The sequence below is a fragment of the Methylosinus sp. LW3 genome (genome assembly GCF_000527115.1).
Classification (GTDB): Bacteria; Pseudomonadota; Alphaproteobacteria; order Rhizobiales; family Beijerinckiaceae; genus Methylosinus.
Genome location: NZ_AZUO01000001.1, coordinates 342,276 through 365,662 on the forward strand (window position 1 = coordinate 342,276; position 23,387 = coordinate 365,662).

The window sequence follows — 23,387 nt, forward strand, 5'->3', positions numbered from 1 at the left end:
CGGCCTATCGGCCGCGGTCTCGGACCATCATTTGCGAATAGCGGCGCCCCGTCAATATTCCCATTCGACGCCGACGCCCAAAGACGATTTGCCGTCGACCTTGGTTTCGCCCTTCACGCGGACATTCTTGGTGACGTCCACGCCGACGCTGACGGCGGTCTGCTCCGGCTTGGCGCCCGTGCGCACGCCCACGCTGATATTGTCGGAGATATAGCGCGAGGCGCCGACCGTCGGCCCGCTGGACCCGCCGGCCTCGAGATCGAGCGAGTCGACGCCGAGCGCCTTGCGCATTTTCTCGAAAGCGTCGACGCCGGTTCCGGCGCCGGAGAATTGCGCGAGAGCCGTGGCGAGCTGCACCGCCTGAAAGGCCGACAGCGAGCCCGACGCCTTGGCGAAGAGCAGGCGCGAGAGCACCTCGTCCTGCGGCAGCTCCGGCGAGGAGGAGAAGGAGAAATTCGGCAGCGAGGCGGGGCCGGAGACGCCGATCTTGGCGGTCACGTCGCTGGCCGTCGTCTCGGCGGTGAAATCGAGCTGCGGAACGAGGCCGCCCGCGAAGCTCAATTTTCCGCGCGTGAGATCGATGCGCTGGGTCAGCAATTGCAGCTTGCCGCGGCGCAGATCGAAAGCCCCATTGACGGCGGGCTTTTGGATCGTGCCATTCAGCTTCAGCTCGCCGCCGAATTCTGCGTCTATGCCGCGTCCGCGCACGAAGATGCGATTGGGCGCGGCGAGCGCGAGATCGATCGTCGCGTCGAAGGGCGAATGCTTGGCGGCGCGCGCTTTCTCCTTGGCCTCCAGCGCCAGCATCTCTTTGGCGAAAGCGCGCGGCGAAATATGCACCGCGCCGCGCGGCGCCTGAAAGGAGGCGGGCAGGCGATCGGGAACATTCACCTCCATCGTCGTCAGCGTCACGCGGCCGGAGACCTTCGGCGAACGGGCGAGCGGGCCGCCTATGTCGAGATCGAGATCGGCGGTGGCGGAGACGAGATCGCTGCTGACGAGCTGCGCATTCTTGGCCTTGATGCGAATGGCGCCGGGCATGCCAGCCTGCGGCTCGACGGCGATATTGCCGGTCGCGGCGATCTGCCCGCCATTTTTGGTCAGCGCCGTCAGGCGCGTGATGGCGATCTCGCGTCCGTGGCCGTCGAGCTTGGCGTCTATGTGATCGAGATAGACGCCGTTCAGCGGATCGGCGAAGGAGCCGTTCGCGAGCGTCACGCCGCCTTCGATCGCCGGCGCGGCGAGCGAGCCGGCGATGCGCAGATCGACATTGGCCTTGCCGCGCAGGCTCTGGCCATTGACGGAGAGCGCCGTGTCGGCGAGCTTGGCGTCCGCCTCGCCCTTCACTCGCAAATCCAGCGCGCCGGCGGCGTCGATCGGCGCCGAGCCCGTGATGGCGAAGCGCCCACCGGCGCCGAGCGCGATATTCGCGTCGAGGCTCGTGCGCGCGCCGGCGAGTCCGCCACGCGCATCTATGTCCAGCGGCGGCAGGCCATTGCTGCGCAATTGCGGGGCGGAGAGCTTGGCGATCTTGATCTTCCAATCGCCGCTCGGCGCTTTCTTGTCGCCGGTGATGCGCGCCTCGGCGTCCAACGCGCCCTCGAGCGCGAGGCTGGCGTCGGCGATGGACGCGATGGAGAGCGGCACGCTCCGCGCTCGCGCGGTGAGATCGAGCCGCTCGCCGATGGTTCCGTCTATGTCGAGCCGGCCTGCGCCGACAGCGAGGGCGACGCCTTTCAGCTCCACCGCGCCGCCGCCGAGGGTGACGCTCGCCGGAGCGGCGAGGGCGATGCGCTTGCCGGCGCGTTGCGCCGAGAGCAACTGAATGTCGAGCCGCGTCTTTTCGCCCGGCGTCAGCGCGGCGCGGCTCGCAATGGCGAAGCCTTCCGCATCCACGGTCAGGTCGAGCTCCGTGGCGGCGCCGGCGGGCGTGGCGGTGAGGCGGGCTTTGGAAATGGTCTTGCCGCCGACATGGAGCGCGTCCACGGCGATGTTTCCGTCGAGCGCCGGTCGGCGCAGCAGATCATGGCCGGAGAGTTTCGCGCTGAGCTTCTCGATCGCGGCGTCGGCGGCGCGGATGCGCGTACCCTGCGCGTCGATCGATATGTTCTGCGCGCCTCGAGCGGCGTCGAGGATGATGTCGGCCTTCAGCGCGCCGGAGAGCTTGCGCAGAGCGAGCGCCGAGAGATCGTCGAGATCGGGCGCGACCAGAGAGAGCCGCCCGCTGGCGAGGCTTTGCGCATCGAGCGTGAGCGCGCCGTGGAGCGCCGCGCGGCCGACGGAAAGATCGAGATTGTCGATCGTCCATCCGGCGTCCTTGCGCGCGTTCAGCTTGCCGCGCGCGGGGCTGCCGTCTATGGCGCCGTCCAGCGTCGCGGTCGCGGCGAGCGCGCCGGTGAGATCGCGCGCGGCGCCATGCAGCGCGAGCTTTTGAATCGCATGGCCGTCGAGATGCGCGCCTTCCAGCAGCGCCTCGAAATCGGCGTTGGGCTTGTCGGCGGAGCCGGTCGCCTTCACCGAGATTTCTGCGCGGCCGGAGAGGCGCGGATCGGCGGGTTTCAGATCGGCGATCGTGACCTTCGCGCCGACGTCGAGCGCTTCGCGCATCGCGGCGCCGTCGATCTTCGCGGAAACATGTTCGCCGCGCAGCGAAAGGCCTTCGAAGCGCAGCCCGCCGCCGGGAAGCGACGCGACGGCGCCGCCGAGCGCGAGACGTTTGCCGAGCAGCTTCTCGAGCGCAGGCGCGGAGAGCGCCGGGGCGGCGAGCGTTCCGCTCAGAATCGCGCTGATGCGCTCATCCTTTGGAACGCCCTTCAGCGCAATGGCGAGATCGAGCGGGCGCAACGCATCTTCGGCGCTCGCGCGGCTGCGGATGGCGATATCGCCCTCGAGCGCGCCATCGTCGCGCAGAGTGGCGGCGCCGGCGAGCTGCGTTACGCCGTCGAGCAGCGGAACTGCGGCCGGCGGCAGCAGCGGGGCGAGGCGGACGCCCATGTCGAAATCGAGCCGCCGCGCCGCATCCTTGTGAATGATGCGCGCCGCGCCTTCGGCGCCGATCTTCTCTCCAGCCTTGGCGGCGAGATGCGCGGCGAAATCGTCGAGCGTTCCTTCGCCGGTCAGCGAAATATCGACGGGCGGCAGGCCGGGCAGAGCGGCGAGGCGGGCGATGGCCCCGCCCTCCGGCTCCTGCGCCGTAAGGGCGAGCGTGATCTTTTGGCCGCCCGCCGCGACATCGGCTTTCGCCGTAATGGCGCCCGGCGCGTCGAGCCGGCGAATGTCGAGCGAAACATGCGCGCCTTTGTCGAGCGCCGCCTCGCCGGTCGCGGTGAATTTCGCCGCGGTTCCGAGAACGGGCGCGCCGAGCGACAGTGTTTCCAGCGCCAATCGGCCGAGGCGTATGCGCACAGGCAGATCGGGGAGCGAGAAGCCGCCGCCGCTCTTTTGCGTCGTCGCCGCAGCGCGCGAGGGCGCCGGGAGGCGGGCGATATCGATCGCGCCAATGGCGAGCTTCTCTATATCGAGGCGCAGCGAGAAGAGCGCGGAAGGCGACCAGTCCAGGGTGATCTGGTCGATCTTCAGATAGGGGCCGTCCCTATCGGCGATGGAGATATCGCGCAGCAGCGGATGCGCCGACAGCGGGTCCTCGAAGGCGCCTATGTCGATCTTCATATCGGGCGAGGAGGCGGCGCGCGAGACGAGATCGGCGAGGAAGCTCTTGCCCTCGCGCGTCTGTATCCGCAGCGTGAGCGTTCCAGCGACGGCGAGCAGCAGCAGCGCGCCGAAGGCATAGGCGAGAATGCGGCGAAAGCCCATCAGAACGACTCCCCGACGCCGATGAAGATCGCGAATTTATTCTCGCCGGGACGCCGTCCGAGCGGCGTCGCCACATCGAGGCGCACCGGGCCTATCCCTGTGTAATAGCGCAGGCCTATGCCGACGGAGGAGCGCATGGACGATTGGAAGTCGGGGAATGGCGACGAAAAGGCGGAGCCTATGTCGTAAAAGGGAACCACGCCGATATCGCGCGTCACCTTTATGCGCGCCTCGGCCGAGCCTTCGAGCAGGCTGCGTCCGCCGACCGGAAAGCCGAGTCCGGCGTCCGGGCTCAGCGAGCGATAGCGATAGCCGCGCACCGAGCCGCCGCCGCCAGCGAAGAAGCGATGGCTCGCCGGAATATTCTCTATGCTCGCGCCGACGATGGAGCCCGCCGCCATGCGGCCGGCGAGCACATACCAGCCATCCTCGTCCAGCGATTTGTAGCCGGTGATCTGCGTCTTCGATTGCACCATGCCGACGCTGTCGCCGAAGGCCTTCACATAAGGCGTGACATTGGCGATGGCGCGAAAGCCGTTGGTCGGCGCGAGGAGATCGTCGGTTCCGTCGTAATTGGCCGAGAGCGGAAAGCCGAGCAGCGAATAATCATGCGGGCCGAAAGCGTCGAACGTATGCCCGCGCTCGAATTCGAGCCCCGCCTGCACGGACGCCGTGTCGCTGAAGCGATGGCGGATCGCCGCCGTGGCGTTTCCGAACGCTGCCCCGTAATAGTCGGTCCTCTCGCGCACGAAGCTCATATCGAGCAGCAGATCGTTGCGCGAGCCGAACAGAGCAGGTTTCACGAAGCTCGCCTTGGCGCGGCCGATGACGTCTCTCAGGCGGATCGAGGAGAGGCCCTTGTAGCTCGCCGCGCCGCCGAAGGGGGCGAGGCCGCCTTCGACATCGAAGCGCAGCCGCTCGGCGCCGCCGAAGAGATTGCGATCGGTCCAATAGGCGCGCAGGCCCGGCCCATCGACATTGGAGAAGAAGGCGTCCGCGCCCACCGCATGTGGCTTGCGCTCGCTGGTCTGCACGAGGATCGGCAGATTGCCATTGGCGTCGAGCTTGTCGCCATCCTCCGCCTTCACCGAGCCGACGGCCTCGAGGCGGCCGATGGATCTGCGCAGCTCGGCGAGCTTCTTCGGACTATAGGTCTCGCCCTGCTCGAGATAGATGTAGGAACGAATGACGTCCGGATCTATGCCCGGCGAGCCGCTGGTCCTCACTTCGCCTATGCCGGCGCGCGGGCCGGGATCGATCGTCACGACGACATCCATCGCCTTTTCGGGGTGGATGATCGTCGGCTTCGCGGTCGCCACTTTGGCGAGCGGATAGGAATTGGCGCGCAGCGCGTCGACCCAGGCGGTCTGCATGGATTGCAGGGCGGCGGCGCGCGCCGGCTCGTCCTTGTTGCGCTCCAGCGATTTTTTGGAGAGCAGCGCTTCGTCGAGCGGCTTGCCGCTGCGGGCGTCGAGAAGCGCGACATTGCGCAAATGGAACAGCGGGCCGGGGACGATCTCTATGCGGATGGGCGCCAGCGCCTGGCCGCGCAGCCGCTCGGCTGCGGCGGCGGCGACATCGGCGCCATGGCCGTCCGGCCGCACCGGGACGCCGGCGACTGTCGCCTTAATTTCCGCGTCATAATAGCCGCTCGCCCATAGCGCCTCGGCGAGGCGCGGAAAATCGGCGACCACGCGCCGCGCGAGGCCGGCGCCGGTCGGCGGCGCCTGCAGCCGCAGCCGCCATGTGTTGGAGGCGTCCTGAAGATTGCGCGCGAGGCCCTCCGCCTCGTCGAGGCCGCCGAATTCCAGAGTGTAGGGCAGCGCGTCGCGGCTCGGCTCCGGCGTCTCCTCGGCGGCGCCGAAGAGGCCGAAAAAATCGAATGCGCGGGCGGAGGAGGCGGCTTCCAGGCCGCCGAACGCCAAGAGCGCCGTCACGCCCAGAAAACGCTTCACGTATTTCACTTCGCCAACGACCCGAACCGAGGATTGCCGCACCATAAGCGCAGCCTTGCAAGCGGTCCATCGCGTTAAGCTTAACAGCGCAACCTATGGTTAAGTAAGCCTTACCTCCCGCCGACGCGCGTCGCTATCGGGTTCACATATTGCGTATGCTACGCCGTCATGGCCGGGCTTGTCCCGGCCATCCACGCCAAGCCACTGAGAAACCGAATGAAAGCGTCCGCTATCGACGGATTTGATCTCGCGATTGGCGCCACCGTAGCTTCGGTGCCACACCAAATTTCTAAGACGCCTCGGCGTCCGGGCGTGGATGGCCGGGACAAGCCCGGCCATGACGTCGCGGGGGCGAGGGCGACGCGCGCCGGCGGGGCTCTGGTCGCGTCGGCGGCGGGGGGCGGGTTCAGAATTTGAAGCCGACCTTGGCCAGCACGGTGCGCGGCGCGCCCGGGTAATAAATGCCGTTGGCCGACGTCTGCTGATAATAGCCGCTGCTGATCTGGCCGATATAGGCGGTGTCGAACATATTCATGCAGGTGACGCTGGCGGTGATCGTTCCCCAGTCGATCTTGTGCTCGTATTTCACGGTGAGATCGAATGTGGAATAGCCGGCGAGCGGCTGATAGCCGGATGTGTCGCCCGCGCGCGAGCCGACGATATGCAGGATCGGCGTGATGGTGAATTCCTCTATGCGCAGATCGCCGCCGATCGTCGAGATGAAATAGGGCACGTCCGGCAATTGCTTGCCCTTCACCCGCGTCGACCAATAATTGGCCGCGGAGGCGCCGGGCAGCAGCGGCAGGTCTTCGACGAATTCGGCGCGCTGATAGCCGAGCGAAGCGAAGAGAGAGACGCTCTCGAGCGGGGAATAATGGACGACGGCCTGCGCGCCGTAATTCTGGCTCTCGCCGACATTGGCGCCATATTGCGTGCCTATGCCGGGATCGTAAGAGACGAGCTTATTGTGGTTACGCGAGTAATAGACGGTCGGCTCCACATAGCCCGAGCCATAGGCGCCGTCGAAGGACCAGCGCAGGCCGAGATCGAGCTGCGTCGAGGTCTCCGGCTTCATCGAATGCCAGAATTGATCGGCGGTGATTCCCTTGGCGAGGAAGGTCGCCGAATTCTGCTGGAACACCGGCCAGGCGTCATAGCCCGGTCCGCCATAGCCGCCGCCGCCGCTGAATTTCAGCAATAGATCGTCGGTCAGCCGATAGGTGAGCGCGCCGAAGGGCAGAAAAGTGCCGATGGTGAAGGGCTTGACGCTGCGATTGGCGATGACTCCGGAGGAGAGCGCCAGCGCCGTGTCATAGGGCACATCGCCTATGCCGGTCGAATTATAGGCGTCTATGCCCGCCATGCGCTCCCAAATATAGCGCGCGCCTGCCTCCACATGCAGCGGACCGAAGTCGCGGCTCGCGATTCCATAGGCGGAATCGAACACATGCGGCGCGGTCTGCTTGCCGAGGATCGCCCAGCTCGGATTGATGAGGCCGCCGCCTGCGTTGGGGGCGAAGACTTCCCAGGCCGTCGGCGGTCCGGGGGGATTTTGCACGCCATGCCAGAAGCCGAGCTTGGCGTCCGTATCCAGCACGCGCGTCTGCAATTCGCTCACCACGCCCCACATGTCGTGGTCGATGATCCATTTGCGGATGCGGCCATTGGCCTGACCGTCGAGATAATAGCCGTCCTCGCGGAAATAATAGGGCTTGAAGACGAAGCGCGTCGTCTTGTCGACTTCTATGGCGATATCGCCGAATGCGGTCCAAGAGTCGAAATGCTGGAGATTATAGCCGTAGTAATTGATCTGGCTGGCCGTCGTCGGGCCTGGATAGGCGGCGAAATCATAGCGGCGGAAGGCGCCGAGATTGCTCGCCTGCTGATAATTCAGTCCCTGATAGCTGTGCTGGTCGAAGCTGCTCTTGGCGACGAAGAATTTCGCCTCCAGCCCATCGACGGGCTTGGTGTCTATGCCGACCGCGAAGCCGGATTTGCCCTGCGGGTCCTTGCCGGAGCCGCGCCATTTGTCGGCGTCGGTGAACGAGCCGGAGACAAAGAGCTTGGTCGTGCCGTTCAAAATCTCGCCCGAGTCGATGCGGGCGAAAGTGCGCAGAAAGGAGAAGGATCCGACGCTTTGCGAAATCTCGCCGCCGAATTTCTCCGCCGGCCAGCGCAGGCGGCTGTCGAAGCTGCCGCCGACGGTGAAATAGGAGTTCACATCGGAGGGCATTGGACCCTGCCGCAGCACGATCTTGCTCAGATTCTCATTGTCGATGAGCCAAGTGACGCCGGGGCCGGGATTGATGCCGGAGAGCGGCAGTCCCTCCACCGTGCCGATGCTATTGCCGTGCTGGCTGACCTCGCCGCGAATGCGCAGGCCTTTGTTGCCGCCGGGAAGATTGGCGAGGCCGTAGGGATCGATGGCCGGCGCATCGACGGAGGGCAGCCAGGAGATGCCGCGGATCGGGTTGGAGCCGCCGCCGCCGCTGGCGAGATCGAGCCCGCGCGCATCCGCGGCATAGGCGGTCGAGCTATCGGAGGCCGAGCCGAGAATGGAGCTCTCGGGCTTTTTCTTCGGCGCGGCGGGCGCCGGGCCGATCGAGATTTCCGGTAACGGGGTGAAGCTCTGCGCGCCGGCGCCATGGGCGGCGCCGAGCAGCGCGGCCAAGGACGCGCCGCCGAGAAGAAGGGAGGAGCCGCGTCTCTTGCGCGCGAACATCGTCATTGCTGTCAGCCTTTCACCGCCCTCGGCCGACGCGCCGCTCGCCCGCCGCTCGATTCGTGATGTAACGCAATTACGTAAATAGGCGTGAGCGTGGCGGCAAGTCCATTATATCGGCAAAGCGATGCATATGACGCCATCTATCGCGATATAGAATATATGTATTTTCGTTCGCTATCGAGATTTCCGCGACGGCGCGGCGTCGGCCGTTTCTCCCGTCGCCGCCTCCCACATGCCCTCGCCGATGCGGCGCAAGGGCAGAACGGCGCGGCCGGCCGCGAGTTGCGGCCGTAGCCGCCCATGGGTGTCGATCCAATCGTCGGGCGCGGGCGCCTCGGCGTCCGTTTCCAGCGAGACGAGGAAAATTCCGAGCGCTCTCAGCTCTCGCGCCTGCACAGCGCGGTCGAGCCGGCGCAGCCCGCCGAATTCGAGCCAGCGTCCGGACCATCCGCGCGCCGTCAGCCCCACCGCCGCCGCCGCGCCGATGAGGCCGCGGCCCCCGCGCAGGCCGGCGACGCGCAGACCTTCGATCAAAGGCGGCAGCTCCTCGGGGCGAATCTCGCGCCGGCTGGCGGCGCGGCCGAAGTCGATGAGCGCTTCCGCCTCGGCGCCGGCCACGACGATTCCCGGCGCGCTGGAGGGCGCCGCATTGGCTTCCACATAGGCGGCGGCCTGGGCGAGCAGAAAATCCGCCGCATCGGCGCGCTCGCTCTCGACGACGAGGCAGGAGGCCTTGTTATTGGTCGTCGCCGTCACGCCGGAAAACAGAATATGGCCGACCGAGCCGATGAAGCGCGTCTCGCCCGCGAGCATGTCGCCGAATTCGCGCGCCAGCCGCGCCGTGCTGGCCGCCCAGCCGGCGCCGTCTGTGTCGTCCATGCCGATGAGGAGGCGCATCAGTCGGCGACCTCGGCGTCGCGCGGGCGCTTGCCTATGGCGATGAGGCGGCCGTCCTTCTCCTCCACCGGCGCGACGGCGCGTCCGCCCCAGAGCCGCGGCGACAGCCAGCCGCCGGTATGAATCATCGCCTCTGGATCGAGCGCGCGCGCATATTTGTCGATCGCGGCCGCTTCTATGCCGGCCTCGGCCAGCGCCGCCACAGAGATCGGATCGGGCAGGCGGCGCAGCCGTCCATATTCCAGAAAGCGGCCGCACCAGCCATAGGCGGAGAGGCCGACGGCGGCCAGCGCGCCGATGATTCCGTCATTGGTTCCGCCGAGGCCGAGCAGCTCGACGCCGGCGCGGGCGGCCACCGCTCTCGCATGATCCTGCGTCTCGATCTCATGCGTGCAGGAGAGGCCGAATGCGATGATCTCGGAAAGATCGTCGGCCTCCCGCGCGATGCAGAGGCCAGGGTCGGAGCCGTCGCTGGCCAGCTCGGCGATATGGGTGATCGCGCGGGCGGTGAGGGAAGGGATCAGCGCCTCGTCCTCTATCTCCACCACGGCGCAGGCCGGGCTGTTGTGCGAGGTGAAGGGAATGCGCGGATCGACGAGCAATTGATGGCGCAGCGCGCCCCAGAGCCGCGCGCCTTCCGGGAGCTTGCGCTCGAACATGCGCACCAGCCGCCCGGTGCCGATCTTCGCTCCGGCGACGTCGGTGTCGTCGAAGCCCATATAGAGCTTCATCCTTCGGCCCTTCCGTTCCGCCCGGCGATGGGCGCGAGCCGCCGCGCGCCGAAAGGATCGTCGAACACCGCCACCTCGACGCCATAGAGGCGCGAGATGCGCTCCGCCGTCACCACCGCCTGCGGCGCGCCATCGGCCTCTATGCGGCCCTCGTTCAAAATGGCGATGCGCGTCGCCAGCTGCATCGCATGTTCGGGATGATGGGTGCTGACCAGCACGCCATGGCCGTCGGCGGTAAGATCGGACAAATGCCGCATCAGCCGCAGCTGATAGCCATAGTCGAGCCCTGTCGCCGGCTCGTCCATCACCAAAAGGCGCGCGCCTTGCGCCAGCGCGCGGGCGATGAGCGTGAGCTGCCGCTCGCCGCCGGAAATCTCCGTATAGGGCCGGTCGATCAGCCGCTCCATGCCGAGCCGCGCGATGACGCTTTCGACGATCTCGCGATCCTCGGCGCGGGGCGCGCGCAGCAGGCCCGTCTCCGGCAGGCGGCCGAGCGTGACCACCTCGCGCACCGTATAGGGAAAAGGCGTGACATGTCCCTGCGGCACATAGGCGACGCGCTTGGCGATCTCGCGTCGCGAAAAGGAGGAGAGCTGGAGGCCGTCGAGCCGAACCTCGCCGCTCCGCGCCGTGAGAAAGCCGAGCAGCAGGCGGAACAATGTGCTCTTGCCCGCGCCATTGGCGCCGAGCAGGGCGACGATCTCGCCAGTCCCGAAGCCGAGCGTCGCGCCATTCAGCACGCTGCGCTTGCCGCGCGAAAAATGCAGATCGACGCCGCGCAGCTGCGCGGTCGCAGACGGCGCTCTCACGATACGGCCTCTCGGCGATGCGGGAGAGGGGGCAGGCGTCGCGCCTCTTCGAGACGGCGCGCGCGCCTATCGCTGGCGCCCCCTTTCCCGCGCTGCGGGCGAGCGTCGAGGAGGGGGCGCTCCACTGCCCTCCGCCTCACGCCCAGGCCCTCCGCGCCCGGCCGAGCACGAGGATGAAAGCCGGTATGCCGAGCAATTCGGTGACGACGCCGATCGGTATCTCAGCGCGGGTGATGTTGCGGGCCACGCAATCGGCGGCGATGAGAAAGGTCGCGCCCAGCAGCGCGCTCGCCGGCAGCAGCCGGCTGTTGGTCGGCCCTATGGCGAGCCGCGCCACATGCGGCACGACCAGCCCGACCCAGCCGATCATGCCGGCGAGCGAGACGGACAGCGAGGAGACCAGAGTCGCCGCGATGATGACGCCATAGCGCGTCGCATGCACCGGCACGCCGAGCGAGCGCGCCTCGTCATCGCCCATAGAGAGCGCATCCAGCGCGCGGCCCGCCGCCGCCAGAGCGCCGACGCCGGCGAGGATGGGCAGAGCGGCGCCGCGCAATTGCTTCAGATCGACGGCGCCGAGGCTCCCCATCATCCAATAGACGATCGCGGGCAGCTGATCGTAAGGATCGGCGGCATATTTGACGAGCGACAGCGCCGAGGTGAACAGCGCGCCGGAGATCATGCCGCCGAGCACGAGAGTCACCATGGAGGCGGCGCCGAAGAGATTGGCGACGATGACGCCGACGCCGACGGCGACCAGCCCCATGGCGAAAGCGGAGAGCTGAATGGTGAGAAAATCGCCGGAGAGCAGAATGCCGAGCGCCGCGCCGAAGCCGGCGCCGCCCAGCACGCCGAGAATGCCCGGCGAGACCAGCGGATTGCGGAACACCGCCTGGAAGGACGCGCCCGAGGCCGAGAGCGCGGCGCCGATGAGCCCCGCCGCCAGCACGCGCGGCAGGCGAATCTCGACGATGAGATTATGCAGGAGATCGAAACGCTCCGGGGGAAGCTCGACGAGCCCCAGAACGGCGCCGAGATAGGCGAAAATATCCGCTGGCGCGAGCGGATAGCGTCCGACCGAGAGAGCCAGAACAATGACCGTCAGCAGGAGGAAGGGCAGAAGGGCGAGGCGCATCGGAACCGCCACTCATTCCATTATGCGGGTGAAATCGGCGTCGGAAATATCGACGCCGAGAAAGAGCCGGTAGAATTTTTTGGTCTCGCCCTTCACATCGAGCGGAAAGCGCGACGGATAGAAGAGATTGGCCAGCCATTGGATTCCGAGCGCGCGCATATAACTCGGCGGACGATCGAGCCAGTTGAAGGGCGCATGCGGGACATTCACGATGCGGCCGTTCTTCACCGCCTCCACATTGCGCCATAGCGCGCTGCTCTTGGCGAGGGCCGCGAAACTCTTGTCCTGCGTCAATATCAGCGACGGCTTCAGCGCGACGATCTGCTCGACGCTGATCTTGTCCATGCCGACATGCGAGCTCTGCTCGCAATGATAGATATTGTCGCCCGCCGCTATGACGATCGGCTCCGTATGGAAGCTCTTATCGCAATCGGTCGCGAGCCCGTCGGCGGATTCGGCGTAATAGACGCGCAGCCGCTCCGCCGGCGGAATATCGGCGGTCGCCTTGCGCACGCGGAGAAGCGCGTCGCGAATATAGGCGGACATTTCGGCGGCTTTCGCCTCGCGTCCGACGATTTGTCCGAGAAAGGCGAAAGCGTCGGCATAATCGTCCAGCGTGTCGAGCTTCAAGAAGATCACCGGAACGCCGATCTTGGCGAAGCTCTCCACCACCTTCGCCTTCTCCTGATAGAAGCCGAGCCAGGCGATGATGAGATCGGGCCGCATCGCCGCGATCTCCTCGAGATTGAGCTGCCGGCCCATGCCCGCATTGCTGCCGAGCACGGGCAGATCGAGCGCCTCCTTGCGATAGAGCGATTTCTCGTCGCCGCGCATCGGCACATTGATGCCGATGAGCCGCTCCGGCGCTATGGCGTAGAGCGTCACCGCCACCGGCGGCGCCGCGCCGAAGATGCGCTTGGGATCGGCCGGGATCACGACCTTGCGGCCGGCCATGTCCGTGACCTCGCGCATTTCGCCGGCGCGCGCCGGACCCGCGAGCGCGAGCAGCGCCAGCAGGGCGCAGAGGAAGCGGTTCCGGACGAAGCGATGCGTCGAGGGCATGGGCGAGGCCTTTCGACCTTCGGCGATGGCGGGAAGACGCATACGATATATATGCATCTTATATAGATAGCGACCATAGAGACCGAAGGCTGCGCCGCGCAAGGCCAAATTCTAGCCTCGCCTGTCCTTTTCGAGGCGGCGGCCTGCTGTTCGGCCGATCGTCGGAAAAGAGCGAGCCGGAAGGCTCGCGGTCCGGGGCGGGGATTGGACCGCGAGCCTTCAGGCTCGCATCGAGCGCCCTCGGCCATCGTCTTTCATATCGATATATTCGGCGCATATGTTTTTGAACAGCCGCGGCCGCTCCCGCGTATCTGCGGTCATCTGGACGAGATTATAGGCTTCGCCTATCGAGCGACGATTTGCAGATATTGACAAAAACCTTCCTGTCGATCGTTATGTAATTATACTACATCGAATCCTTCCGGCCTCGCGGGGACTAGAATCATGAGCCTCATCAAGGAAATCGACTATGGAACGCCGGCTTCCCGCTCCGAGAAGGAAGTCACTCTGACCATCGACGGGACGGAGATCACCGTGCCGGAAGGCACGTCGATCATGCGCGCGGCGATGCAGATCGGCATTGAAATCCCAAAGCTCTGCGCCTCCGACAATCTCCATTCTTTCGGCTCCTGCCGTCTCTGCCTCATAGAGATCGAAGGGCGCGGCAATCTCTCCGCCTCCTGCACCACGCCGGTCATGCCCGGCATTGCGGTGAAGACCTTCTCGCCGCGGCTCGACTCCATCCGCCGCGGCATAATGGAGCTCTATATTTCGGACCATCCTCTCGACTGTCTCACCTGCCCGGCCAATGGCGATTGCGAGCTGCAGTCCATGGCTGGCGCGGTGAGCCTGCGCGAGGTGCGCTATGGCTATAGCGGGCGTAACCATGTGACGGCGCGCCTCGAAGGCCGCCGCAATGAGGATTGGAAGCCCAAGGACAAATCCAATCCTTATTTCACCTATGATCCCGCCAAATGCATCGTCTGCAATCGCTGCGTGCGCGCCTGCCAGGAAGTGCAAGGCACATTCGCGCTGACGATCGAAGGCCGCGGCTTCGACAGCCGCGTCTCGCCCGGCGCCGGCGAGGCCTTCATGGAGTCGGAATGCGTCTCCTGCGGCGCCTGTGTGCAGGCCTGCCCCACGGCGACGCTCACCGAGAATTCCGTCGTGGCCATCGGCCAGCCGGAACATTCCGCCGTCACCACTTGCGCCTATTGCGGCGTCGGCTGCGCCTTCAAGGCGGAGATGCGCGGCGAGGAGATCGTGCGCATGGTCCCTTGGAAGGACGGCAAGGCCAATCATGGCCACAGCTGCATCAAGGGCCGTTTCGCCTATGGCTATGCGCTGCATCGCGACCGCGTGACCAGCCCGATGATCCGCGAGAAGATCACCGACCCCTGGCGCGAAGTGTCATGGGAGGAGGCGATCTCCCACGCCGCCTCCGAGTTCAAGCGCATTCAGGCGAAATACGGCCGGCTCGCTGTGGGCGGCATCACCTCCTCGCGCTGCACCAGCGAGGAGACTTTCCTCGTGCAAAAGCTCATCCGCAGCGGCTTCGGCAATAATAATGTCGACACTTGCGCGCGCGTCTGCCATTCGCCGACCGGCTATGGCCTCAGCCAAGCCTTCGGCACCTCCGCCGGCACGCAGGATTTCGACTCGGTCGCCGAGGCGGATGTCATTCTCATCATCGGCTGCAATCCGACCGACGCGCATCCGGTGGTCGGCTCGCAGATCAAGCGGCGTATTCGCGAGGGCGCCAAGCTCATCGTCGTCGATCCGCGCCGCACGGAGCTGGTGCGCTCGCCCCACATCCGCGCGGCCTTCCATCTGCCGCTGCGGCCGGGAACCAATGTCGCCATCGTCACCGCTCTCGCCCATGTGGTGGTGAAAGAGGGGCTCGTGAATGAGGCCTTTGTGCGCGAGCGTTGCGATTGGGACGAGTATTTGGAATGGGCCGCCTTTGTCGGCGAGGAGAACAACAGCCCCGAGGCGGTGGAGAAATTCACCGGCGTTCCCGCGCATCTCGTGCGCGGCGCCGCGCGCCTCTACGCCACCGGCGGCAACGCCACCATTTATTATGGCCTCGGCGTCACCGAGCACAGCCAGGGCTCGACCACGGTGATGGCCATCGCCAATCTCGCCATGGCGACGGGCAATCTCGGCCGCCCCGGAGTCGGCGTCAATCCGCTGCGCGGGCAGAACAATGTGCAGGGCTCCTGCGACATGGGGTCTTTCCCGCATGAGTTCCCCGGCTATCGCCATGTCTCCGACGACAATGTGCGCAAGCTGTTCGAGGAGGCCTGGGGCGTTCCGCTGGACAGCGAGCCGGGTCTGCGCATTCCCAACATGTTCGACGCCGCCGTCGATGGCGTGTTCAAGGGCCTCTATGTGCAGGGCGAGGATATTCTGCAGTCCGACCCGGACATAAAGCATGTCTCCGCCGGTCTCGGCGCGCTGGAATGTCTCGTGGTGCAGGATCTCTTCCTCAATGAGACCGCCAATTACGCGCATGTCTTCCTGCCCGGCGCGAGCTTTCTCGAGAAGGACGGCGTCTTCATCAACGCCGAGCGCCGCATTCAGCGCGTGCGCCGCGTGATGAGCCCCAAGGCGCGCTATGCCGATTGGGAGGCGACGCAGCTCTTCGCCAATGCGCTCGGCTGCAATTGGAGCTACTCGCATCCGAGCGAGATCATGGACGAGATCGCCAAGCTCACGCCTTCTTTCGCGCATGTCTCCTACGCCAAGCTCGACGAGGTGGGCTCGGTGCAATGGCCCTGCAATGATCTGTCGCCGGAAGGCATGCCGATCATGCACATAGACAAATTCGCGCGCGGCAAGGGCAAGTTCGTCATCACCGAATATGTGCCGACGGAGGAGCGCACCGGGCCGCGCTTCCCGCTGCTGCTGACGACGGGGCGCATACTCTCACAATATAATGTCGGCGCGCAGACCCGCCGCACCGAGAACAGCCAATGGCATCCCGAGGACGTGCTTGAGCTCCATCCACATGACGCCGAGGTGCGCGGCGTGCGCGAGGGCGATTGGGTGCGTGTGCAGAGCCGCGCCGGCGAAACGACGCTCCACGCCAAGATCACCGATCGCGTCGCGCCCGGCGTCGTCTACACAACCTTCCACCATCCTCTCTGCCAGACCAATGTCGTCACCACCGACAATTCCGATTGGGCGACCAATTGTCCGGAATATAAGGTGACGGCGGTGCAGGTCTCGCCTTCCAACGGCCCCACCGAATGGCAGGAGCGCTATCGCGAAATGTCGGAGAAGAGCCGACAGATCGCCGCCGCCGGCGAGTAGCGCTGATCTAGCCGCGCGATCTTTGCCGATCATCCGGCCTCGCCGCTCGAAATGCGCTCAAGCGGCGAGGCCGTCGCGACAATCTGGCACGCCAGCCGCGCCTGCGAACTTATCCACAAACGACTCGCTCGCTCGGCGCCTCCGCGCGCCGAATTTTCCCGCGGCTCCAGACGCGCCGCCGGCGTCATCCCGCGTGTCCTTCGCGGCGACTGCGCCACACCTTCCGACAATGATTTTCTGGCCTTTTCGCGATTGTGCGCACGCGTCCGCGCGCTTGCGCAGATGCGTGCGTCCGTCATTGGCCTTAGACGCCAGCCCGGAGTGACTTTTCGAAAAATGCACGCCAGTTTCCGATCGCGATCGGAGAATTTGCGCCATGCGATTGGCTTCGCCAGCATCGAGAGACCGCATTCGTTTTCGTATCGAGCCCGCCGATCTTCTGTCGGCGATCATCGCGCCGATTATCGCGCTCGCTCTGCGCGATCCTCTGCTGCTCGACCCCGGCGATTTTCCGGCGGCATTTCCAGCGCCTTATCAATATGCGGTCATCTCCGCAGGCTGCGCCATCGTCATGATCCTCGCCTTTCGGCTGAGCGATCGCATGGGGCAGTTCTTCTCCCTGCGCGACGCCTTCGCCCTCTGCGGCGCCACCGCTTGCGCGGTCGCTTCCAGCTCGGCCATTCTTCTCGCGCTCACGCGCTTCGAAGGCGTGCCGCGTTCGACGCCCTTGATCTTCGGATTGGTGCTCGTCGCGGGCATGATCGCCACGCGCATGACGATGCGCGCGCTTCACAAGGATCTCTCGCGCAAGCACGAGCTCGACAGCGCGGAGGCCGAGGCCGAATTGCGCCGCGTGATCGTCGTCGGCGTCGATCGCTTCGCCTCGGCGGCGATCAAATTGACGGATTATCTGCGGCCGCGCACGACCCAGATCGTCGCTGCGCTCGACGCGCGCCCAGCGCTCCTCGGCCGCAAGATCGCCGGCGTCTCCATCGTCGGCGACCCCAGCGACATCGGCGCCGTCATCGACGAATACGCCGTCCATGGCGTCGAAGTCGACGAGGTGTGGCGCGCCGAGGACATGACCTTCCTGCCCGCCGATCTTCTCGCTACGGTCGAGGCGCAATGCGCGGCGCGCGGCGTGCCGATCCACTGCATAACGGAAGCGTGGAACTTCATCGCTGCGCCGCCCGCCGCGGCGCAGGAGCTCGGCGCGATCGAGACATTCGAGACGCCCGCATACTTCAAGGCGAAGCGCGTCATCGACATTTGCGCCGCGAGCCTGCTGCTCGTCGCAGCCTTTCCACTCGCGATCTGCGTCGCCTATGTCGTCTTTATCGATGTCGGCGCGCCCATATTGTTCTGGCAGCAGCGAATCGGCAAGAACGGCCAGAAATTCCTGCTCTATAAGTTCCGCACCTATCGCGCGCCTTTCGACGACAAGGGCCGTCCGGCGCCGGAGGAGCAGCGTCTATCCCGCATCGGCCGCATCATCCGCGCGAGCCGCCTCGACGAAATTCCGCAGCTCTATAATGTGATCGCGGGCCAAATGTCGCTCATCGGCCCGCGGCCGCTCTTGCCGCAGGATCAGCCCGAGGATCCGGGACCGCGACTCAGCGTGCGTCCGGGCGTCACCGGCTGGGCGCAGATCAATGGCGGCGCCATCGTCACGCCGGAAGAAAAAAACGCGCTCGACCTCTGGTACATCAAGCACGCCGGCCCGCGGCTCGATCTCGACATCGTCATTGGGACGCTGCTCGTCGCGCTCGGCGGCGAGAAGCTGAACGGACGCGCGGTCGAGCATGCAATCCGCTGGTATCGCCAAGAGTTTGCAGCGCATGCCGCATCGCGTCGCGATGCCCCATGCGAGCGCGAGACGCCGCGCGACCGTCGCCGCGCGGTCGCGGAACGCGCCGAGAGGCTACCGGCGCTCGACGCGGTGGCGATGGATTACCCCTATCGCGCCGTCGAGCCCAGCTGACCGAGGCGCCGGAGATTTCGCGCGGCGCGCTGTTCGATAGCCTTTTTCACAAGAGTTTCGGTCGAGCAGAGGATGCGCGCCCACGGGAGCAAAGGCCAGATTATGATTGTGTGTCTATTCCGATTTTCGGCGCTCGCCGCCATTTGCGTCACGCTTTCCGGATGCTCTCCGCAGGTCGGCGTGGGCGTCGACCCGTCCTACACCGCCAGCCTTCCAGAGCCCGACACGGCGAGAGCCGACACGGATTTCACACAGAGCGATTATCGCATCTCCGCGCAGGACGTGCTGGAAATAAACATATTCGGCTTTACCAATCTCAGCCGCGTGGCGCAGGTCGACGGCAATGGCCGCATCTCCTTTCCCTTGATCGGCGGAGTCGTCGCCGCAGGTCGCACGGTGAGCGAGCTGGAAGCCGAGCTCACGCGCAAGCTCGCGGCGAAATATCTGCAATCGCCGCAGGTGTCGGTGTTCGTGAGAGAATCGGTCGGGCTTCGCGTGACGGTCGAAGGCGCGGTCAAAAAGCCCGGCGTCTATGCGCTCAAGGGCAAGAACACGCTGCTGCAAGCGCTGGCGATGGCGGAAGGGATCAATGACGTCGGCGACTCAGCGGTGACGCTGATCCGCGTCTCCGATCAAAGGCGCGTCAGCGCGAAATTCGACGTCGCCGCCATTCGTTCCGGCCAGGCGCCCGATCCGCTGGTCTATGGCGGAGACACGATCGTCGTCGATGAATCCTTGGCGCGCACAGGCGTGCAAGTCATCAAATCGGCGGTCCCCGCAATGCTCAGCATCGGAGCGAGACCTTGGTGACGCTCCAAAGTCAACGCTAGAAAGGTCGTTTTTGGAATGAGCGCGGATCAAAGGCCAGAGACGGGTGCGTCTGCCGTCGCTCTCGACGCCACGCAATCGGAGCGAGCGATCGTCGCCGGCAGACGCTACTCTGCCCCTTGTGACGAACGGCAGCCGAGCTTCGACGAGAATAGCGGCGCCTCGAACTTCCTCAAATATGTCGGCTTGCTCATCAAGTATCGCATTCTCGTGGCCGCTATCTGCGCCGGCGCGATATTCTGCGCCTTCGTCATCACATTCCTGATGCCGCGAATCTATACGGCGACGACGACGATGCAGATCGATCGCGAGGCCGCGAAGGTCGTGCGCATTCAAGACGCGCTGGTGGAGAAAACCGACGATCCGCAATTCTACACGACTCAATACGAGCTTTTGAAGAGTCACGCGCTCGCCGAGCGCGTCGTGTCCTCGCTCTCCCTCGCGGACAAGAAGGGCTTCGTCGATGTGGAGGTCTCTCTCCTCGGGCGCGTGCTTCAAGGCCTGTTCGAGCGACGCGAGGAGGAGCCCGAAAATGTCCGCAGGCGACGCTTGGCGGTCGACGCCGTGCTGAAAGGCCTTGCGGTGCAGCCGATTCCGATGTCGCGCATCGTGAAGGTCAGCTTCAGCAGCAAAAGCGCCATTCTCGCGCAGCAGGTCAGCGCAGCGGTCGCCGAGAATTTCGTAGCGATGACGCTGGACCGCCGCTACAGCGCCTCCGCCTATGCGCGCACTTTCCTCGAGGAGAAGCTGCAGCAGGTGAAGCTCAAATTGGAAGACTCCGAGAAGCAGCTCGTCGCCTATGCGCAACGCGAAGGCATTGTGAATGTCGATGACAAGCTCTCCATCACCGGGGCCAATCTCAAATCGCTCAACGACGCCCTCGGCGCCGCCATGGCGCAGCGCATCAAGGAAGAGCAGCTGTGGATGCAGGCGCAGAGCGGCAGCGGATTGGGATTGCCGCAGGTGCTGGACGACAAGAGCATTCAGAAAGCCCGCGAACGCCGCACCGAGCTGATGGCGGAATATCAGGACAAGCTCGGCGTCATGAAGCCGGACTTTCCAGAGATGAGGCAGTTGCGGGCGCAGATCGCGGAATATGATCGCCAGATCAGGGAGCACGTCGAGTTCATTCGTCAGGCGATCAAGGCGCGCTATGAAGCCGCGCGCGATCAGGAATCGTCGTTCCTCAAGCGCATCGAAAGCCTGAAGGCAGATGCGCTCGATCTGCGGGATCGCAGCATTCAATACACTATTCTGCAAAGAGAGGTCGACACCAACCGGTCCTTGTACGACGGCCTGCTGCAGCAATATAAGGAGGTCGGCGTGACCGGCGCGATCGGGACCAACAATGTCTCGGTCATCGACAAGGCGGAGCGGCCGAAGAGCCCGTCGAGTCCGCGGCTGCTGAAGAATCTCGGCCTCGCCATTGTCCTCGGCCTGCTCATCTCGGTCGCGACGATCGCGGTGCGCGAATTTCTCGACGATACGTTCAAGATTCCGGAAGAGATCGAGGAGGCGCTCGGCCTCACCGTGCTCGGCGTCATTCCACTCGTGCGGCGGGATGACGAGAAAGCCCGCGACCCGTCCTATTCTGTCGCGAACGAGGTCATCGGCGATCCTCTGTCCTCAATGGCGGAAGCCTATCGCTCGCTGCGGACGTCGCTGCAATTCTCGACGGCCACGGGCGCGCCCAAGACGCTCCTCGTCACGAGCTCGCGGCCAGGAGAGGGCAAGTCGACGACATCGGTCTGCATCGCGGCCAATTTCGCGCAGCTCGGAATGCAGGTGCTGCTGATCGATGCAGATATGCGCAAGCCGTCGTTGCACGACATACTCTCCGTCGACAACAGCAGCGGCCTCGCCAATGTGCTGACCGGGGCATTGGACGCCTCCGCCGCCGTCACCGAGAATCTCATCTATGGCGTCACCTTCATGTCCTCCGGTCCTGTGCCGCCGAATCCCGCGGAGCTTTTGGCCGGACCGCGCTTCGCCTCGCTGCTCGCGCTGGCGCGAGAGAAATTCGACATTGTCGTCATCGATGGTCCTCCGGTCGTGGGCCTCGCCGACGCGCCCCTGCTCGGCAGCATAGTGGATGGCGCTGTGTTCGTGGTCGATTCGATGCACACGCGCCGGCGCGTCGTCCGTGCGGCGGTCAAGCGGCTGGATTTCGCACGCACGCGTATTCTCGGCTGCCTGCTGAATAAGTTCGACGCGACCAACGTCGGTCATTCTTATGGCTACGCCTATGGCGACGCTTACGGCCACGGTCCTGCCTATGGCGGCGAATATTTCGGCTATGGAGCGAAAAACCAAAAGGATCGCGCAATTTCCGCGACGATGGAACAGTGACGTGCCGAGAAGCAGGGCATTGCAATGCGCGCTCGCTCTCGCGTCGATCCCGCCGATGGCGGCGCGCGCGCGCGAGCTGCCATTGCCCGACGACGTGCTCGAGGTCATTCGCATCGCGGCCGGCTGCGAGGAAACGCTCGAGGAGGCCGCGCGGCGCTCCGGCAAGGACAAGAGCTATGTGAAAGCGGCGGCGGAATTTTATGTGCAGCAGATCCTGTTCTTTCCTACGGCCGACAGCCATAGAATTCTCGGCGTGCGTCCCGGCGCGAGCCGCGCCGATATGCGAAAGCATATGCGCTGGCTGATGATCTGGCTGCATCCCGATCACGCCCATGCCGAATGGAAGACCGTTTTCGCGCGTCGAGTGCTCGCCGCGTGGCGGGAGGCGCAAGAATCGCCGGATCGACGCAAGATTCAGGCGAGCGCGCGACGCGTGGCGGCGCCGATGCGCCATATCCCATGGGTTCCGCGACCGATCGAGCGGCGTCCGTCGCGATTGCTGATGCCGTCGCTTTTCCTCATCGCGGTCGCGATCATCGTGATCGCAATATTGGTTCCGAGCAGCTTCGTCGAGGCGGAGACGTCCTGGCTCGCGACATTTCTGCTTCGCGCGGTCGAGGCGCCGAAATCGGGCGCCGGATCATAGGCGCGCGAGGCGACATCGGCGCAGCCGAACGGCTCCTCTATCGCGCGTCAGCTTCGACGCGTCCAATTTCATGCGGATTGGAGATTTCAAAATGCAGCACGACGTCAATTTTCAACAAGAGGCGAAGCGCGCCGTGCTCGGGCTCGGCGATGTCGAGGGCCTGCGCTACAAGGCCGGCGACGGCGTGCTTCACGTCATCGTTTCGGACCCGCCGAACCACAATGCGCTGACGAAAGCCGCGACCGATAGTCTCTATGAGACGCTTCGCCGATTTCACGAGCTGCCCTTCGATCGTCTCGAGATCGCTTTCGATACGGCCTCGGGCTCGGTCGCTTGCGCTGGTCTCAATCTGAACGATTTCGAAGCCGCGGCGCGGCGCGTCAGTCCCGGCGAAGATCTGCTGGGCGAGGACAATTATTTCGTCCGTGTGACGCAGCTTCTCCGCGAGCTCGGCCGCAGCGTCCCGACAATGGCGCGCGTCGAAGGCCATCTCGTCGGCGCCGGCGTCGAATTGGCGCTCAGCTGCCGCGAGGTCGTCTGCGCGCGATCGGATATCAAAGTATTGATGCCGCATCTACGGATCGGCGTTCCCTATCATACATTAGGGCTCTGCCATATGGCCGGGCTCATCGGATGGGATGTCATGTCGCGCGCCATGGTGACGGACGCCATTCCCGTGCTGCTGTCCGAGGTTCTCGCCGATCGCGAAAGGATAGAGCGCTTCACCCTGGCCGAGCGGATCGCCGACGCGAAAATCGCGATCGACCGCATGGCGGCGGTCTTTCAAGGACGCCCGGCGCGCATCGGCGACGCCTTCTTCACTGTCGAAGATCGAACGGGCGAGACGCGCAATATCGCCGAAGCGCATTTGCTGCAAATCCTCGCTCATGTCGCTTTCGTCGATGAAATGGACGATCTGTCGACGGCGCTGCACGAGATCATCGACGCGCCGCGCGTGCGCGCATCCTCATGCGTCGGAGCGCGCTTGGCGGAATCGATCGCGGCGCATCGCCAGAGGCCGAAGCGTCTCAATCGCCACTTCTCGAAAGCGATCGGCGCTGGCGAGGAAGCGGGCGATGACGAGAGCGTTCGCGTCTCTATGCCGAATTGAGGCTCATCGCGATGGAAGCGCAGCGTCGGT

At 65.1% G+C, this 23,387-nt stretch carries 14 protein-coding genes; 6 read left to right on the top strand and 8 right to left on the bottom strand.

Features of this window, described 5'->3' with window-relative positions; genetic code table 11:
* Positions 1-51: 51 nt before the first annotated feature.
* From METLW3_RS0101700 to METLW3_RS0101735, 8 genes are all read right to left on the bottom strand, one after another.
* Positions 52-3,813 carry a translocation/assembly module TamB domain-containing protein gene (locus METLW3_RS0101700; RefSeq protein WP_024878283.1) on the bottom strand — a complete coding sequence of 1,254 codons (3,762 nt, stop codon included), beginning with the start codon at positions 3,811-3,813 and terminating at the stop codon, positions 52-54.
* A complete protein-coding gene (locus METLW3_RS0101705; RefSeq protein WP_064033058.1) occupies positions 3,813-5,768 on the bottom strand; it encodes an autotransporter assembly complex family protein in 1,956 nt (651 codons plus the stop codon). Before METLW3_RS0101705 ends, METLW3_RS0101700 begins: the two co-directional genes overlap by 1 nt.
* 406 nt (positions 5,769-6,174) lie before the next feature.
* Positions 6,175-8,496: a TonB-dependent receptor gene (locus METLW3_RS0101710; RefSeq protein ID WP_024878285.1), complete on the bottom strand. Its 2,322-nt coding sequence runs from the start codon at positions 8,494-8,496 to the stop codon at positions 6,175-6,177.
* A 171-nt stretch (positions 8,497-8,667) separates the two neighbouring features.
* Positions 8,668-9,390 carry a hypothetical protein gene (locus tag METLW3_RS0101715; RefSeq protein ID WP_024878286.1) on the bottom strand — a complete coding sequence of 241 codons (723 nt, stop codon included), beginning with the start codon at positions 9,388-9,390 and terminating at the stop codon, positions 8,668-8,670.
* Positions 9,390-10,121, bottom strand: a complete 732-nt coding sequence (locus METLW3_RS0101720; protein WP_024878287.1) for a hypothetical protein — start codon at positions 10,119-10,121, stop codon at positions 9,390-9,392. Before METLW3_RS0101720 ends, METLW3_RS0101715 begins: the two co-directional genes overlap by 1 nt.
* The gene (locus tag METLW3_RS0101725) at positions 10,118-10,930 is read right to left on the bottom strand and encodes an ABC transporter ATP-binding protein (RefSeq protein ID WP_024878288.1); all 813 of its coding nucleotides are present in this window, start codon (positions 10,928-10,930) and stop codon (positions 10,118-10,120) included. The genes METLW3_RS0101720 and METLW3_RS0101725 overlap by 4 nt, the downstream gene beginning before the upstream one ends.
* Positions 10,931-11,066: 136 nt before the next feature.
* A complete protein-coding gene (locus tag METLW3_RS0101730; protein WP_024878289.1) occupies positions 11,067-12,065 on the bottom strand; it encodes an iron ABC transporter permease in 999 nt (332 codons plus the stop codon).
* A gap of 12 nt (positions 12,066-12,077) precedes the next feature.
* Positions 12,078-13,127, bottom strand: a complete 1,050-nt coding sequence (locus tag METLW3_RS0101735; RefSeq protein WP_024878290.1) for an ABC transporter substrate-binding protein — start codon at positions 13,125-13,127, stop codon at positions 12,078-12,080.
* A 444-nt stretch (positions 13,128-13,571) separates the two neighbouring features.
* Between METLW3_RS0101735 and fdhF the strand changes: the two genes are divergently transcribed.
* From fdhF to METLW3_RS0101775, 6 genes are all read left to right on the top strand, one after another.
* Positions 13,572-16,442, top strand: a complete 2,871-nt coding sequence (gene fdhF / locus METLW3_RS0101745; protein WP_024878291.1) for a formate dehydrogenase subunit alpha — start codon at positions 13,572-13,574, stop codon at positions 16,440-16,442.
* A gap of 376 nt (positions 16,443-16,818) precedes the next feature.
* A complete protein-coding gene (locus tag METLW3_RS26670; protein ID WP_024878292.1) occupies positions 16,819-18,423 on the top strand; it encodes a sugar transferase in 1,605 nt (534 codons plus the stop codon).
* Positions 18,424-18,525: 102 nt separating this feature from the next.
* Positions 18,526-19,233 carry a polysaccharide biosynthesis/export family protein gene (locus METLW3_RS0101760; protein ID WP_024878293.1) on the top strand — a complete coding sequence of 236 codons (708 nt, stop codon included), beginning with the start codon at positions 18,526-18,528 and terminating at the stop codon, positions 19,231-19,233.
* Positions 19,234-19,269: 36 nt separating this feature from the next.
* Positions 19,270-21,600: a polysaccharide biosynthesis tyrosine autokinase gene (locus METLW3_RS0101765; RefSeq protein ID WP_024878294.1), complete on the top strand. Its 2,331-nt coding sequence runs from the start codon at positions 19,270-19,272 to the stop codon at positions 21,598-21,600.
* A gap of 1 nt (position 21,601) precedes the next feature.
* The gene (locus METLW3_RS0101770; RefSeq protein WP_134187964.1) at positions 21,602-22,246 is read left to right on the top strand and encodes a hypothetical protein; all 645 of its coding nucleotides are present in this window, start codon (positions 21,602-21,604) and stop codon (positions 22,244-22,246) included.
* A 91-nt stretch (positions 22,247-22,337) separates the two neighbouring features.
* Complete coding sequence (locus METLW3_RS0101775) at positions 22,338-23,357, top strand: enoyl-CoA hydratase/isomerase family protein (RefSeq protein WP_198022730.1); 1,020 nt, start codon at positions 22,338-22,340, stop codon at positions 23,355-23,357.
* Positions 23,358-23,387: the final 30 nt, after the last annotated feature.

Coding starts and splice junctions, on each gene's coding strand:
- METLW3_RS0101765 (WP_024878294.1), top strand. CDS start 19,270: ATGAGCGCGGATCAAAGGCCAGAGACGGGTGCGTCTGCCGTCGCTCTC.
- METLW3_RS0101720 (WP_024878287.1), bottom strand. CDS start 10,121: ATGAAGCTCTATATGGGCTTCGACGACACCGACGTCGCCGGAGCGAAG.
- METLW3_RS0101735 (WP_024878290.1), bottom strand. CDS start 13,127: ATGCCCTCGACGCATCGCTTCGTCCGGAACCGCTTCCTCTGCGCCCTG.
- METLW3_RS0101710 (WP_024878285.1), bottom strand. CDS start 8,496: ATGACGATGTTCGCGCGCAAGAGACGCGGCTCCTCCCTTCTTCTCGGC.
- METLW3_RS0101715 (WP_024878286.1), bottom strand. CDS start 9,390: ATGCGCCTCCTCATCGGCATGGACGACACAGACGGCGCCGGCTGGGCG.
- METLW3_RS0101700 (WP_024878283.1), bottom strand. CDS start 3,813: ATGGGCTTTCGCCGCATTCTCGCCTATGCCTTCGGCGCGCTGCTGCTG.
- METLW3_RS0101760 (WP_024878293.1), top strand. CDS start 18,526: ATGATTGTGTGTCTATTCCGATTTTCGGCGCTCGCCGCCATTTGCGTC.
- METLW3_RS26670 (WP_024878292.1), top strand. CDS start 16,819: ATGCGATTGGCTTCGCCAGCATCGAGAGACCGCATTCGTTTTCGTATC.
- METLW3_RS0101730 (WP_024878289.1), bottom strand. CDS start 12,065: ATGCGCCTCGCCCTTCTGCCCTTCCTCCTGCTGACGGTCATTGTTCTG.
- METLW3_RS0101775 (WP_198022730.1), top strand. CDS start 22,338: ATGCAGCACGACGTCAATTTTCAACAAGAGGCGAAGCGCGCCGTGCTC.
- fdhF (WP_024878291.1), top strand. CDS start 13,572: ATGAGCCTCATCAAGGAAATCGACTATGGAACGCCGGCTTCCCGCTCC.